The sequence below is a fragment of the Micromonospora sp. NPDC050686 genome (assembly GCF_040654475.1).
Lineage (GTDB): Bacteria > Actinomycetota > Actinomycetes > Mycobacteriales > Micromonosporaceae > Micromonospora.
On sequence record NZ_JBFAID010000008.1, the window covers coordinates 1 to 13,424 of the forward strand.

A 13,424-nucleotide genomic window follows, 5' to 3' on the forward strand; every position below is an offset into this window, starting at 1 on the left:
AAGGTGCCGTCGGCGATCTGGTAGGCCATCACGATGTCGTCGGTGCCGTCCCCGTCGACGTCCCCGGCGGCGACCCGGTCACCCACGTTGGCGAGGTTGAACGAGCCTTCGCCCTTGTAGTCCGTGGTGTGGTCGAAGGCGCTGCCGGTGGAGTTCCACCGGTAGATGCTCATGGTGCCGTCGCCGTCGTCGCGCGCCAGCGCCGGGCCCTTGCGGGCAGTCGCCCCGCCGGTGAGCCCGGTGCGCCGGATCGGCTTGTACGTCCGCAGGTCCGAGGCACTGTTGAAGCCGCGCTTGCCGGCGTTGTTGACCGCGTACGGGTTCTGCACGGTCTCGCCGTCGCTGTTGAAGGAATAGACGTACGCGCCCTTGCTGTGGTCGTTCTTGTCGGCCCAGTACGCGAACAGTTCCATGTGGCCGGTGCGCACCATCGCGTCGCCGGGCTGGAAGTCGTCGATGCTGCCGAGAGTGGTCCAGCGCGAGTTGCTCTGCTGGAAGTCGCCGGTGACGTAGCTCCAATTGAGGTGCCACGCCATCGACACCAGGCCCGAGCAGTCCCGCCGGTAGGTGTGCGAACCCTCGGGGTCGCTGGCCCAGGTGCCGGTCTGGGTATAGGTGATCTTGCGATCCACCCAGTTCTGCGCGCGGGAGAGGACCTCGCTGCGGCTGATCGGACCGTCGATCGACGAGGCCTGGGCCGGCGCGGGGGAGAGGCCGACGAGACCGCCGGCCACCACCGCCAGGGCTGCGGCCAGGGCGGTGGCCCGGCGGCCGAGGCGCGGGGAACACGGTTTCCGCACAGTTCTTCCTTTCGTTGGGAATTGCTTGGTGAATGAGCCCGCAGCCCATCGGGCGTACGGCGCATTGGCTGAAGGCGATGCGAGCGGTAGAGTCCGCGACGCAGGTATCCCCGGGGGCCGACCCGAGTGGCCGGTCCCTGGTGGCCCTGCAATGCGGTTGTGGGTTCGTCACCTTTCTGTCGACAGGGGAAGGGAAGGAGCGCGACCACCGGGTCGGCGGTGCGGCCTCGCCCGGGGGTTCCGGAAAAGACCTTCGGTCCCGGACCCGGTAGCGAACCTGAACGGGTCCTTGACGAATTCGAACGGCCTGGTCACGGGCCGGATTTCGGTACTACGGGCGCGGGGGCGATGCCGTGGAACTACGTGTGCTTGGTGATTTGCAGGTCCTGGTCGGCGGCCGGCCGGTCGAGTTGGGCCCACCGAAACAGCGGCTGGTCTTCGCCGCGCTGGCCGTCGAGGTGGGCCGGAGCGTGCCGATCGAGGTGCTGGTCGACCGGGTCTGGGAGGACGAGCCACCGACCGACGCCCGGGGCGTCCTCTACACCTATCTGACCCGGATCCGGCGACTGCTCGCCGACGCCCAGCCGGGCGCGGCGGCACCGATCACGGTGACCCGCGGCCAGGGCGGATACCTGCTGGACGCCGATCCCGACCGGGTCGACCTGCACCGGCTGCGACGCCTCGCCGAGCGGGCCCGGAGCCTCCCCGGCGACCACGCCGAGCGGCCGGCGCTGCTGCGCGAGGCGATCGACCTCTGGCGCGGCGACCCGCTGGACGGGCTGCCCGGTGGTTGGGCGGCCCGGGTCCGGGAGGGGCTGGGCCACCAGCTAGTCCAGGTGCTGCTCGACTGGGCGGACAGCGAGCTGAGCCACGGCCGGCCGGGCCCGGTCGTCGATCGACTCGCCGCCGCCGTGGACCGCAGTCCGCTCGTCGAGCCACTCGTCGGCTGCCTGATGCGGGCGCTGTACTTCAACGGCCGCCGGCCGGAGGCGCTGGACCGCTACGCCCGGACCCGGGCCCTGCTCGCCGGCGAACTCGGCGTCGACCCGGGGGCCGAACTCCAGGAACTGCACCGCGAGATGCTGCGGGGGACGCTGCGGCCACCCGCCGAGCCGCCCCGGCCGGCCCCGGCCGCCGCGCCACCCCCGGCGCCGGTGGAGCCCGCGCCGAGCCGGCCGGCGGGCAGCACACCCGGCTGCCAGCTCCCGGCCGACCTGCCCGACCACGTCGGCTGCGAACCGGAGATCTCCTGCACGTTGAGCGTGCTCCAGCCCGCCGACGGGCAGCCCCGGGGCACCGCCGGGCCGGTGGTCATCCTCTCCGGCCCGGGCGGGGTGGGAAAGACGGCGCTCAGCATCCGGCTGGCGTACCTGCTGCGCCCCGCGTACCCGGACGGGCAGATCTTCGTCAGCCTGAGCGGCCGGCAGGGCGGCCCGGGCGACGCGCTGGACCGGGTGCTGCGGGCGCTCGGCGCCACCAACGTCGAGCAGTTGCGCACCCTGGAGGACAAGCTCGGCCAGTACCGGTCGCTGCTGAGCGGCCGCCGCTTCCTCATCGTGCTCGACTCCGCGGTCAGCGCCGAGGAGGTGCGGCCGCTGGTCCCGGGCGGCCCGGGCAGCGCGCTGATCGTGTCCAGCCGGGCCATGCTGACCACCATTCCGGGCGCCGAGCACATCGAGGTGCCCTTGTTGAACCGCGCGGACTCGGCCACCCTGCTGGCCGGCATCGTCGGCACGGCGCGGGTGCAGGCCGAGCCGGAGGCGACCACCGAACTGGTGGAGATGTGCGCCGGTCTGCCGCTCGCGCTGCGCATCGTCGGCGCCCGGATCGCGGCCCGCCCGCACCGGCGGATGGCCCGGCTCGCCGAGCGGATGCGCGACGAACGCGGCCGGCTGGACGAGATGGCAGCGGACGGCCTGGCCGTACGGGTCAGCGTGGCCGTCGGCTACCGCGCGCTGGACCCGCCGGCCCAGCGGGCGTTCCGGCTGCTCGGCTACCTGGGGGCGCCGAGCTTCGCCGAGTGGCTGGTGGCGGCCCTGGTCGGCGGCTCGGAGGACGACGCCGAGGAGTTACTGGCGCAGCTCGCCGACGCCCGCCTGGTCACCGCCCTGCCCGACCCGATCCACGGTCTGCTCCGGTACCAGATGCACGACCTGGTCCGGCTCTTCGCCCGGGAGCGCGCCGTCGAGGAGGACGGCGACGCCGCGCTGCGGGGCGCGGTGGCCCGGGTGCTGGTGGCCGCCACCGTGCTCAGTGAGCGGCTCGGCCAGCATCTGCCGCTCCCCGTCCCGCCGCTGCTCCGGCCCCCGGCGCCGGTCGACCCGGAACCGACCGGGCCGGCGGCCGATCACCTGCGTCCCGGCTGGGTCGAGGTCGAGGTGCCCGCCCTCACCATCGCCGTGGAACGGGCCGGCGAGCTGGGCATGGACGTGGCGGCCTGCGGCCTCGCCGACGCGCTGGTCTACGCGTCGTTCGCGGTGCGCAACGACTTCGTCGGCTGGGAACGCAGCCACCGGGCGGCGTTGGCGGCGGCGCGGTCCGCCGGCAATCCCGTCGGCGAGGCGGTGATGGCGTGCGGCATCGCGCTGCTGCGCTACGCGGAGGACCGGTTCGCCGAGGCCGAGCTGGGTTTCCGCGGCGCCGTCGAGCTGTTCGACGCGGCCCGCCACGAGCGGGGGTCGGCCGCGGCCCGGAACGGCCTGGCGACCGTGCTGCGCGAGTACGGCCGCCACCAGGAGGCCATCCCGCTGCTGACCGAGGCCGCCGAGACGCTGAGCCGGCTGGGTGACCGCAACGTCGCCGCGGAGGCCACCTACGGCATGGGGCACAGCCTGCGGGAACTCGGTGACGACGACGGCGCGCTGCGCTGGTTGAACCGCGCGATCGACAACTACCGGGCGCTCGGCCACTTCCGGGGCGAGGCCATCGCCGTCCGGGGGATCGGCCTGGTCCACCGGGCGCGCGGCGACCTGGACGAGGCGCACCGCTGGTGTGCGCGGGCGCATGACCTGGTCACCGCCCACGGCGACGAGCATTTGAGCTGCTACACCGACCAGGCACTGGCCAAGGTGTGGTTCCGGCAGGGCGACCTGGTGCGACCGGTCGGGCCGCTCGAACGCGGGCTGGCCACCTGCCGTCGCCTGCACGACCGGTTCGGCGCGGCGCTGATCCAGCGCACGCTCGGCGAACTGCACCTGGCCGCCGGGCGGCCGGCGGCGGCGCTGGAGACGCTCGCCGTGGCCCACGACTGGTGGCTCGCGCTGCGCCACGACCTCGGCGTGGCCCGTACCCTGCGGGACGTGGGGGCGGCGCACGCCGCGCTGGGCGATGTGGCGGCCGCGCACGACGCCTGGGACTGCGCCGCGGTCACCTTCCGGCGGCTCGGTACCCGGGAGGCCGCCGAGGTGCCGGACTGGCACCGCCGGTGGGGCTGCGGGTGCGGGTCCGCCGGCGCTCCGGCCGGCCGCCCGGTGTCCGCCGTACACCCGGGGTGACCGCGACCGACCTGCCCTTCCAGGTTTCTTCCAGATCCGCCGCAGGTCGTCTTCCTAGCGTCTGGCCAGCGCCGGCACGGTCCCGGCGAGCGGTCACCCGGAGAGGTAGCACGATCATGATGATCCGACGCAGCATCCACCTGGTCCTGGCGGCGGGCCTGGCCCTCGCGGCCGCCGCGTGCGGGCAGGCCGACCGGCCGGAGCGGGCGGCCGCCCCCGGACCGGTCGCGGCCACCCCGAGCGCGACGGCCGAGCCGTCCGTCGGGCCGGCGGCGCCGGCCACCTCCGGCGGGCCCGCACCGACCGCACCCGGCGCGGGTACGGAGCCGGCGGCCCGGCCGCCCGCGCCCGGCACCGGTACCCAGCCGGCGGCCCCCGGGGCGGCCAGCCAGCCGGGCCGTCCGCCCGCCCGGCCGGGCGGCGCGCCCGCCCCGTCCACCACCCCGCCGACCCGGCTCGCCGCCGGGCCGACCACCGACTCCGACCCGGCGTGCCGTCCGCCGGTGCTGCTCGAGGCCACCGCCGCCGCGCTCGGCGCGCCGACGGTGACGCAGGTCGAGGTACTGGGTTGCCGCAACGGCTCCGCGCGGCTGTTCGCGATCGCCGGCGAGTCCACCACCCGGCCCGGCGGCAACCAGGTGTTCCTGCGGCTGGACCAGCGGGTCTGGAAGGTCGTCGCGCGGACGCCGGCGGCCACCGACTGCGGTGACCCCGGGCTGGCCCCGGCGGTGACGAGCGTCTGCACCGCCCTCACCTGAGCGTGGCCCAGCGCCGGCCCGCCCCGCCCGCTGTCCGGGAGCGGGCGTGGCGGCGCCCACCCGGAGCGGAAACCGTCGCCGGCACAAGGCAGGATGGAGGGGCGGAAGGGGGTGGGCCATGGCTGGGCGGATCCGGGACGAGGACATCGCGCTGGTCCGGGAACGCACCTCCATCGCCGAGGTGATCTCCGACACGGTGACCCTCAAGTCGGCCGGCGGCGGCAACCTCAAGGGGCTCTGCCCCTTCCACGACGAGAAGAGCCCGTCGTTCAACGTCTCGCCGGCGCGCAACGTCTGGTACTGCTTCGGCTGCGGCGCCGGCGGCGACGCGATCAAGTTCCTGATGGACGCCGAGCACCTGAGCTTCGTCGAGTCGGTGGAGCGGCTCGCCGACCGGGTCGGCATCCAGCTGCGGTACGTGGAGGGCGACCAGGGCGCCCCCCGGGCCGCCCGCCCGCAGCAGGGGCAGAAGCAGCGGCTGGTCGCCGCGCACGCCGCCGCGGTGGAGTTCTACCAGGCGCAGCTCACCACGGCCGGCGCCCGCCCGGCCCGGGAGTTCCTGGCCCGGCGCGGCTTCGACCGCGCCGCCGCCCAGCGGTACGGCTGCGGGTTCGCCCCGGACGGCTGGGACCTGCTCACCAAGCACCTGCGTCAGCAGGGCTTCAGCCACGACGAGCTGGTCACCGCCGGGCTGTCCCGGCCGGCCCGGTCCGGTTCGCTGATCGACCGGTTCCGTCGCCGGCTGATGTGGCCGATCCGGGACATCACCGGTGACGTGATCGGGTTCGGCGCGCGCAAGCTCTTCGACGACGACGACGGCCCGAAATACCTGAACACCCCCGAGACGCCGATCTACAAGAAGTCGCACGTCCTCTACGGCATCGACCTGGCCAAGCGGGACATCGCCAAGCAGGGCAAGGTGGTCGTCGTCGAGGGCTACACCGACGTGATGGCCTGCCACCTGGCGGGCGTGCCGACGGCTGTGGCGACCTGTGGCACGGCGTTCGGGGTGGACCACATCTCGGTGCTGCGCCGGGTGCTCTTCGACAGCGACGAGCGGGCCGGCGAGATCATCTTCACCTTCGACGGGGACGCCGCCGGGCAGAAGGCGGCGCTGCGCGCCTTCGAGGACGACCAGCGGTTCGTGGGGCGTACCTTCATCGCGGTCAGCCCCGACAACATGGACCCGTGCGACCTGCGCCTGGCCAAGGGCGACCTGGCGGTACGCGACCTGGTCGCCCGCCGCGAGCCGCTGGTCGACTTCGCGCTGCGCCACGTGATCAACCGCTACGACCTGGACACGGTCGACGGCCGGGTGGAGGCGATGCGCCGGGCCGCCCCGCTGGTCGCCAAGCTCAAGGACCGGGAGAAGCGGCCGGAATACATCCGCAAGCTCGCCGGTGACCTCGGCATGGAGATCGAGCCGGTGCAGCGGGCCGTGCTCAAGGCCGCCGCCGCCGGGCCGGCCGGTGCGGGGCGGCGCGAGGCGAGCGGGCCGGCCCACGCCACCGGCCCGGCGCAGCCCACCATGGACAGTCCGCGGTCGATGGTGGAGCGGGAGGCGCTGAAGCTGGCCCTCCAGCAGCCGGTGCTGGCCGGCCCGATGTTCGACGCGGTGGAGGCCACCGAATACCGCCACCCGGTCCACGCGGCGGTGCGGGCCGCCGTCGCGGCGGCCGGCGGGGTCGCCACGGCGACCGGCGGCGCGGTGTGGATCGAGTCGGTCCGGGACGCCTGCGACGACCTGGCCGCCCGGGCCCTGGTGGGCGAGCTGGCGGTGGAGCCGCTGCGGATCGACGGCGAGCCAGACCCGCGCTACGTCTCGATCACCATGGCCCGCCTCCAGTGGGGCTCGGTGACCGGCCGGATCCGCGACCTGAAGTCGAAGATCCAGCGGATCAACCCGGTGAACCAGAAGGACGAGTACTTCGCGCTCTTCGGGGAACTGCTGTCGCTGGAGCAGCACGCGCGGGCGCTGCGCGAGCAGGCCGCGGGAGGACTGTGATGGGACTGTTCAACCGCAAACCGAAGCTGCCGCCGGCCGCCCGGCCGCCCCTGGAGGCCGACGAGCGGGTGCTGGCCTGGGCCGCCGCCGGCAACGGCGAGGGCGACGGCGTGGTGGTGGCCAGCAACCGCGGCCTCTGGCTGCCCGGCCGGCCGCACCGGATCGGCTGGCACGACATCCTCAAGGCCACCTGGTCCGGCCGGGAACTCACCGTCACCCCGGCCGAGCCGGTCGCCGAGCGGGACGGCTACCTGGTCGTCGCCGACGGCCCCGCCGAGACCTACCTGCTGGTCGACCCCGGCGACGTGCCGCACCAGGTGCGGGCCCGGGTGACCCGCTCGGTGGCGTACACCCGCCAGCACGCGCTGCCCGGCGGCTCCGGCCGGATCGCCGCCCGCCGGGTGGCCGGCGTGGACGGTCTGAGCTGGACGATCCGCTACGACCCGGGTACCAGCCCGGACGACGCCGACGTCCGCGCCGAGACCGACGCGCTGGTCGCCGCCGCCCGGGCCGCCACCGCCCCGGCCGACGTCTGACCGCCCCGGCTGCCGCTGACCGACCCGGCGGTACGGGCGTGCCCTCGTGGTCGGGAGCGCCGGTGCGGACGTGACCCCCGACGGTTGGTGACGCTCGGTCACCCGCGCCGCGACGACGACCCGAGCGAGCGTGATACCTCTGAGGCATCAAAATGACTGAGAGGTATCGCGGTCAATTGGTCATTGAGCGGCCTGCCGCCGCGAGGCCGCGGTCTCGCTGAGTTCACGGTCCAGCTCGCGCACCAGGCGCTGCTCACCGTGACGGCTGCGGACGCCGCCGAATCCGGTCGAACGTGTCGGATCCCGCGGCTAGGGTCGTCGGGGTGAGCATCGAGCAACCCCTCATCCAGGCCCGTGGGCTGGTGAAACGGTTCGGCGACTTCACCGCCGTGGCCGGCATCGACGTCGAGGTGCGGCCGGGTGAGGCGTTCGGCTTCCTCGGGCCCAACGGCGCCGGCAAGTCGTCGACGATGCGGATGATCGGCTGCATCTCCCCGCCCACCGGGGGTGACCTGCGCATCCTCGGGATGGACCCGGTCCGCGACGGGCCGGCCATCCGTGCCCGGCTCGGCGTCTGCCCGCAGGTCGACAGCCTCGACCCCGAGCTGACCGTCCGGGAAAACCTCACCACCTACGCCCGCTACTTCGGCATCCCCCGGCGGGTCGCCCGGCAGCGGGCCGCCGACCTGCTGGACTTCGTCCAGCTCGGCGAGCGGGCCGACAGCAAGGTCGACCCGCTCTCCGGCGGGATGAAGCGCCGGCTCACCATCGCCCGGGCGCTGGTCAACGAGCCCGACATCGTGCTGCTCGACGAGCCGACCACCGGCCTCGACCCGCAGGCCCGGCACCTGGTCTGGGAGCGGCTGTTCCGGTTGAAGCGGCAGGGCGTCACGCTGGTGCTCACCACCCACTACATGGACGAGGCCGAGCAGCTCTGCGACCGGCTGGTGGTGATGGACGGCGGCCGGATCGTCGCCGAGGGCGCACCCCGCGCGCTGATCGAGCAGCACTCCACCCGGGAGGTGGTCGAGCTGCGCTTCGCCGCCGAGTCGCAGGAGGCGTTCGCCGGCAAGCTCGACGGCCTGGCCCAGCGGGTGGAGGTGCTGCCCGACCGCATCCTGCTCTACGTGCCCGACGGCGATGCCGCGGTCGACGAGGTGACCGCGCTCGGGCTGACCCCGGCCAGCGTGCTGGTGCGGCGCAGCAGCCTGGAGGACGTCTTCCTCCAGCTCACCGGCCGCACCCTGATCGACTGACCGCCCGCGCCTGCTCAGCCGTCGTGGGGTCTGGCCCAGGCGAGGAAGCGGTGGGCCAGCGCGGCCGGGGTGGTGTGGGCGGCGAGGTCGGTCAGCGCCTCCGCCAGGAGGGTGCCGAGATAGATCAGCAGGGCGGTGCGGCTCTCCCGGTACTCGCCCAGCAGCGCCAGCTTCGCCGCCGAGCACGGCCAGGCGGCACCGCACACCCGGCAACGCCACGACGGGCGGGCCGCCACGTGCGGGCGGTAGCGGGGCATCAGCGCGGGTTCTCCGGCCCGCCCGGCCGCCGGCCCCCGTACGTGCTCTCCGCCGACCGGCGCGGACCCGGCAGCGGGCGACCCCCGCCGGCCCGCCACTCCTGCGCGCGGGTCAGCCGGCCCGGGCTGCCCGGGCGGTCGACGGGGAACACCTCCGTCGGGGCGGTCGCCCACGTCGGGCGCTCGTTCGGGGTACGCCGGTGGAGCGGGGCGGGTGACGCGGGGCGGGGGCACCGCCAGAACCTGATGCGCATGAGTGAGCCTCCGTCGAGTGGGAGGGGGCGCCCGCCGACCACGGCCGCGCGGGCGCTCCCGGCCTGGTTCCGCCCGCCGTCGAGATCCCGTGAGCGGTTTCGCTGCGTGACAGTCTGCTGAGGACTCGACTACCGTGGGAGGTCTTGCGCACCGACGACCAGCGCGTACGCCGGCCGACCCCGAGCGGTACGAGGATGTACGGAGGCTGTCCGTGGAAAGCTCGTCCATGCTGGACCACTTCGCCGAGGAGTTGCGGCTCGCCCGGGCGGCCAGCGGCATGTCGCAGACGGCGCTGGCCGAGGCGCTGAGCTATTCGGCCGCGCTGGTGGCCAAGGTGGAGACCTGCGAACGCCGGCCCAGTCTCGACTTTGCCCGGCGCTGCGACATGGTGTTCGGCACGGACGGGCGGTTCGAGCGGATCCAGCGGCGGATCAGCCGGGAAACGGTGGTGCCGTGGTTCCGCGACTGGGCCGGCATCGAGCAGGAGGCGACGGCGCTGCGCTGGTACGAACCGCTCTGCGTGCCGGGCCTGTTGCAGGCCGAGGGATACGCTCACGCGCTGCTGTCCGGCGGCGGACTTTTCGCGCCGGATGAGGTGGAGCAGCAGGCGGCGGCCCGGCTGGACCGCCAAGCGGTGCTCACCCGGGACCGGCCGCCGCTGCTCACGACCGTCATCGACGAACACGTGCTGCGCCGCTGCGTTGGTGGGCCGGAGGTGATGCGCGAACAGGTGCTCCACCTGGTGAAGCTGGGCTCGACGCTGCCCCGGGTCCGAATCCAGGTCGTGCCGATGTCGGCTGGGGCATACCCTGGGCTTGCCGGGCACTTCGTGCTCGCCACCTCGTCGACCGGGGAGGACGTGGTCTACCTGGAAGGGCAGCGTCACGGGCAGGCGGTCGACCGCACGGACTTCCTGCAGGAGATGGTCGAGGTGTGGGAGTCGATCCGGGGTGAGGCACTATCGCAGCGGCAGTCCCTCGATCTGATGGCGGAGGTGGCGGAGACATGGATCTGAGCGGCGCGCGGTGGCGTAAGAGCACCCGCAGCAGCGGCCAGGGCGGCGCGTGCGTGGAGGTGGCCGACAACCTGCCCGGCGTGGTGGCCGTACGTGATTCGAAGGACCCGGGTGGTCCGGCGCTGGCCTTCGCCCCCGGCGCGTGGCGCGCGTTCGTCGTTGGGATCGCCGCCGGCCGGTAGTACGACTCGATGGTTCGTGCCGGCCGGGTCGTCTCCTGCTGCGGGATCGTCAATCGGTCGGGGCGCGGAGGCTGTGCGCCAGGGTGGGGATCATCACCGCCGCAGGGACGAGGTGTAGCCCGAGGAGGGCGATGGTGGTGGCGGTGTCTGCCCCGGCGAGCAGGGGCGGGACCATCGAGATCGCGGTCAGCGACCCCGCCGTCCACACGAATCGCTCGGCGGGGCGAGCGCTCCACCGAAGCAGCGCGGCGGCGATGACGACGCCCACGACGGAGAAGAAGCCGGTCACCACGGCGAACCCGGCCAGCGGGATCGTCTCGCCACCAGCGGGGATCTCGAAGTCGACGCCAACGGCCCGGGCGAGGGCAGCGGCGAGGGTGGTGGTCACCACCGCCGCGAGCGTGGCGAGGAAGCCGGTGCCGGCGAGCCTGCGGAGTCGGTGGGTGCGGCTGGTCCGGCCCGATGCCGGGCCTGCGACGACCCCGGTGTCCTGCATGCTGTCCATGTCGTTCCTCCGTTGTTCGGTAGCTTGTTGTGTTGACTGCCAGGTGACGGTCCTGGCCTTGGGGGTGACGATGCGCACCCGCGCCGTGCGGCGGCCGGGGTTGCGCAGGGCGCGGACGCCGGTGCCGCGCAGCCAGAATCCGGCGTCACGTCCGAGGATCGGCCCGGGCTCGCCGTCGCGCAGCTCCAGCTGCACCCGCCCGCGGGTGACAACGCCGAACGCGTCGCGCCACTGCGCGGCAACCACCGCGACACGCGCGCCCCCACGCAGCGTGAGCGTCCGCACCGGGACTACTCCGTGCCGTCCGCCGGCAGTCGCTCCGGTAGCCCGAGCCGCGGGAACTGGTCGTCGTGGAACGTGACGATCTCGGTGATCACCCCGCCGGTGATCCGCAGGGCGTCGATCGTCAGCGGCAGGTACGCGGCCTCCCGCTTCCGCCAGTGGTAGAAGGCGACGGCGGGCTGCCGGTTCACGGCGGTGGCCACGGCGCGCAGACCCGTCATGCCCTCGAAACCGTCTTCGACCCAGTTGTTCACCACCGCGTCGCGGCCGACGTACAGGCCCGGCGTGGGCGGCATCGAACAGCGGACGTCGTCCCGCAGCATTGCGGCGAGCCGGCCGATGTCCGTGGCCACGCTGGCGTCGGTAAAGCGGCGCACCAGCTCGCGGGTCCCGGCGTCCTCCTCGCCGCCGGTCCAGTCCTGCCGCTCGGCGGGCAGGTGCTCCCGCATGCCGGCGCGGGCCCGCTGCAGCGCGCTGTTCACCGAGTTGACGGAGTCCCCGAGGAGCTCCGCGACGTCCTTCGCCGGCCATCCGAGCACGTCCCGCAGGATCAGCACGGCCCGCGGGCGCGGCGCGAGGTGCTGGACCGCGACCAGGTACGCCAGCTCGATCGTCTCCCGCGCGACGGCGACGCTCTCCGGCTCGTCCGCCTCGCCCGCGGGCAGCTCGTCGAGCAGCCGGTCCGGGTAGGGCTGCAGCCACCGCACCTCGCCGCCGGTCGCCGGCTCCGGGCGGCACTTCGCGAGCAGGTCCAGGCAGGCGTTGGTGGCGATCCGGTACAGCCAGGCCCGGAACGTCGACCGCCCCTCGAAGGTCTCCCGCCGCCGCCAGGCACGGAGGAAAGTCTCCTGCACGGTGTCCTCGGCGTCCTCGAACGACCCGAGCATCCGGTAGCAGTGCACGTGCAGCTCCCGCCGGTGCCGCTCCGCCAGCCCCGAGAACGCCGGCTCGTCGACCTCGCCCAGCCCGCTTCCGCCCAGCCCGCTCACGCCCAGCTCCTTCAGCCGCGTGTCCGCACTCATCACGTCATCCTTCCGCCTCGTCGTGTCCCGTCGTAGGTGTGACGGGCGCGGGCCCGACAACTCATCACCAGGCTCGGTCGGCGTGGCTGATCCGGTGACGGATCCGATGGCGGGAGTACGGCAGGGAAAGATCGCTGATCATGCGCGGGATGCCGGCCGGGGAAATACCTGCGACATCCCTGCCCGCCGGTCGTAGGGTTGCCGGCGGCCTGTCGTACCCCTGGGGTAGGAAGGCCGAGTGAGGCGGACGGGGGTGGGCACGTGAGCGTGGCCGAGCGGGCCCGGCCGGCGCTGCCCAGGGTGCCGGCGCTGGCGGTGCTGGCGCACTACCTGGTGGGCTACCGGCGCACCTGGCGGGCCGGGGTCTTCTCCTCGTTCCTGCTGCCGGTGCTGACCGTGGTCGGTTTCGGGTTCGGCGTCGGGGCCTACATCGACCAGGGCGTCGGCGGGGTGCGTTACCTCGACTGGCTGGTGCCCGGCCTGATCGCGTCCACCGCGCTCCAGGTGGCGGTGGGCGAGTCGACCTGGCCGGTGTTCAGCAACTTCCAGTGGATCAAGACATACTTCGCCCAGATCGCCGCGCCGCTGCGCATCGGTGACCTGCTCGCCGGGCACCTCGCCTTCGTGCTGTTCCGGGTGCTCACCACCGCCGGCGCGTTCCTGCTGGTGACCGCGCTGTTCGGCGCGTTGCGCTCGCCCTGGGCGCTCGCCGTGCTCCCGGTGGTCGCGCTGCTCACGCTGGCCGTCGCCACCCCCACCTTCGCGTACGCCTCGGCGGTGGACAGCGACAGTTGGCTGGCCATGCTGTTCCGCTTCGCGGTGATCCCGATGACGCTGTTTGCCGGGGTGTTCTTCCCGGTCGAGCAGTTGCCCGGGGCGCTGCGCTGGCTGGCGTACCTGACCCCGCTCTGGCACGGCGTCGACCTGTGCCGGGCCGCCACCCTCGGCGTGGCGCCGCAGTGGTCCGTGGCCGGTCACCTGCTCTACCTCGCCGGGTGGGCGGCGGCGGGCTGGCTGCTGGCCCACCGGAGCTTCCGTCGCCGGCTCGTCGTCTAGG

The 13,424-nt window shown here is 73.9% G+C and carries 13 protein-coding genes; 8 read left to right on the top strand and 5 right to left on the bottom strand.

Annotation, left to right across the window (positions count from 1 at the left end):
- Nucleotides 1-800, bottom strand: an 800-nt coding sequence (locus AB0H57_RS09100) for an FG-GAP-like repeat-containing protein (protein ID WP_357504287.1), incomplete at its 3' end; no start/stop codon positions are given.
- Between the two features lie 353 nt (nt 801-1,153).
- Here AB0H57_RS09100 and AB0H57_RS09105 point away from each other — a divergent pair.
- The 5 genes from AB0H57_RS09105 to AB0H57_RS09125 all read left to right on the top strand — a co-directional run bounded on the left by AB0H57_RS09105 (nt 1,154) and on the right by AB0H57_RS09125 (nt 8,849).
- The gene (locus AB0H57_RS09105) at nt 1,154-4,294 is read left to right on the top strand and encodes a BTAD domain-containing putative transcriptional regulator (protein WP_357504289.1); all 3,141 of its coding nucleotides are present in this window, start codon (nt 1,154-1,156) and stop codon (nt 4,292-4,294) included.
- Between the two features lie 116 nt (nt 4,295-4,410).
- On the top strand, nt 4,411-5,052 hold the full coding sequence (locus tag AB0H57_RS09110) for a hypothetical protein (protein ID WP_357504291.1): 642 nt from the start codon (nt 4,411-4,413) through the stop codon (nt 5,050-5,052).
- Nucleotides 5,053-5,170: 118 nt separating this feature from the next.
- Nucleotides 5,171-7,057 carry a DNA primase gene (gene dnaG, locus AB0H57_RS09115; RefSeq protein WP_357504293.1) on the top strand — a complete coding sequence of 629 codons (1,887 nt, stop codon included), beginning with the start codon at nt 5,171-5,173 and terminating at the stop codon, nt 7,055-7,057.
- On the top strand, nt 7,057-7,593 hold the full coding sequence (locus AB0H57_RS09120; RefSeq protein WP_357504295.1) for a hypothetical protein: 537 nt from the start codon (nt 7,057-7,059) through the stop codon (nt 7,591-7,593). The genes dnaG and AB0H57_RS09120 overlap by 1 nt, the downstream gene beginning before the upstream one ends.
- A 323-nt stretch (nt 7,594-7,916) precedes the next feature.
- Entirely contained in the window at nt 7,917-8,849 is a 933-nt protein-coding gene (locus AB0H57_RS09125; RefSeq protein ID WP_357504296.1) for an ABC transporter ATP-binding protein, read from the top strand.
- 14 nt (nt 8,850-8,863) lie between these two features.
- On the opposite strand, the gene AB0H57_RS09130 is transcribed toward AB0H57_RS09125, so the two are convergent.
- Together AB0H57_RS09130 and AB0H57_RS09135 are read right to left on the bottom strand one after the other, a co-directional pair.
- Nucleotides 8,864-9,106 (bottom strand): flavin reductase, encoded by a 243-nt coding sequence (locus AB0H57_RS09130; protein WP_357504297.1) that lies wholly within the window; start codon nt 9,104-9,106, stop codon nt 8,864-8,866.
- Nucleotides 9,106-9,360 (bottom strand): hypothetical protein, encoded by a 255-nt coding sequence (locus AB0H57_RS09135; RefSeq protein WP_357504298.1) that lies wholly within the window; start codon nt 9,358-9,360, stop codon nt 9,106-9,108. Before AB0H57_RS09135 ends, AB0H57_RS09130 begins: the two co-directional genes overlap by 1 nt.
- Before the next feature lie 212 nt (nt 9,361-9,572).
- On the opposite strand from AB0H57_RS09135, the gene AB0H57_RS09140 reads away from it, so the two are divergent.
- On the top strand, nt 9,573-10,376 hold the full coding sequence (locus AB0H57_RS09140) for a helix-turn-helix transcriptional regulator (protein ID WP_357504301.1): 804 nt from the start codon (nt 9,573-9,575) through the stop codon (nt 10,374-10,376).
- On the top strand, nt 10,367-10,558 hold the full coding sequence (locus AB0H57_RS09145; protein WP_357504303.1) for a DUF397 domain-containing protein: 192 nt from the start codon (nt 10,367-10,369) through the stop codon (nt 10,556-10,558). The genes AB0H57_RS09140 and AB0H57_RS09145 overlap by 10 nt, the downstream gene beginning before the upstream one ends.
- Before the next feature lie 49 nt (nt 10,559-10,607).
- Here AB0H57_RS09145 and AB0H57_RS09150 read toward each other — a convergent pair whose 3' ends face one another.
- Both AB0H57_RS09150 and AB0H57_RS09155 read right to left on the bottom strand, forming a co-directional pair.
- Nucleotides 10,608-11,348, bottom strand: coding sequence for a DUF6069 family protein (locus AB0H57_RS09150; RefSeq protein ID WP_357504305.1), 741 nt, complete (start codon nt 11,346-11,348; stop codon nt 10,608-10,610).
- Nucleotides 11,349-11,353: 5 nt separating this feature from the next.
- Entirely contained in the window at nt 11,354-12,367 is a 1,014-nt protein-coding gene (locus AB0H57_RS09155; protein ID WP_357504307.1) for an RNA polymerase subunit sigma-70, read from the bottom strand.
- Nucleotides 12,368-12,628: 261 nt separating this feature from the next.
- On the opposite strand from AB0H57_RS09155, the gene AB0H57_RS09160 reads away from it, so the two are divergent.
- Nucleotides 12,629-13,423: an ABC transporter permease gene (locus tag AB0H57_RS09160; RefSeq protein WP_357504309.1), complete on the top strand. Its 795-nt coding sequence runs from the start codon at nt 12,629-12,631 to the stop codon at nt 13,421-13,423.
- Nucleotide 13,424: the final 1 nt, after the last annotated feature.

Coding starts and splice junctions, on each gene's coding strand:
- AB0H57_RS09110 (WP_357504291.1), top strand. CDS start 4,411: ATGATGATCCGACGCAGCATCCACCTGGTCCTGGCGGCGGGCCTGGCC.
- dnaG (WP_357504293.1), top strand. CDS start 5,171: ATGGCTGGGCGGATCCGGGACGAGGACATCGCGCTGGTCCGGGAACGC.
- AB0H57_RS09120 (WP_357504295.1), top strand. CDS start 7,057: ATGGGACTGTTCAACCGCAAACCGAAGCTGCCGCCGGCCGCCCGGCCG.
- AB0H57_RS09130 (WP_357504297.1), bottom strand. CDS start 9,106: ATGCCCCGCTACCGCCCGCACGTGGCGGCCCGCCCGTCGTGGCGTTGC.
- AB0H57_RS09135 (WP_357504298.1), bottom strand. CDS start 9,360: ATGCGCATCAGGTTCTGGCGGTGCCCCCGCCCCGCGTCACCCGCCCCG.
- AB0H57_RS09145 (WP_357504303.1), top strand. CDS start 10,367: ATGGATCTGAGCGGCGCGCGGTGGCGTAAGAGCACCCGCAGCAGCGGC.
- AB0H57_RS09155 (WP_357504307.1), bottom strand. CDS start 12,367: ATGAGTGCGGACACGCGGCTGAAGGAGCTGGGCGTGAGCGGGCTGGGC.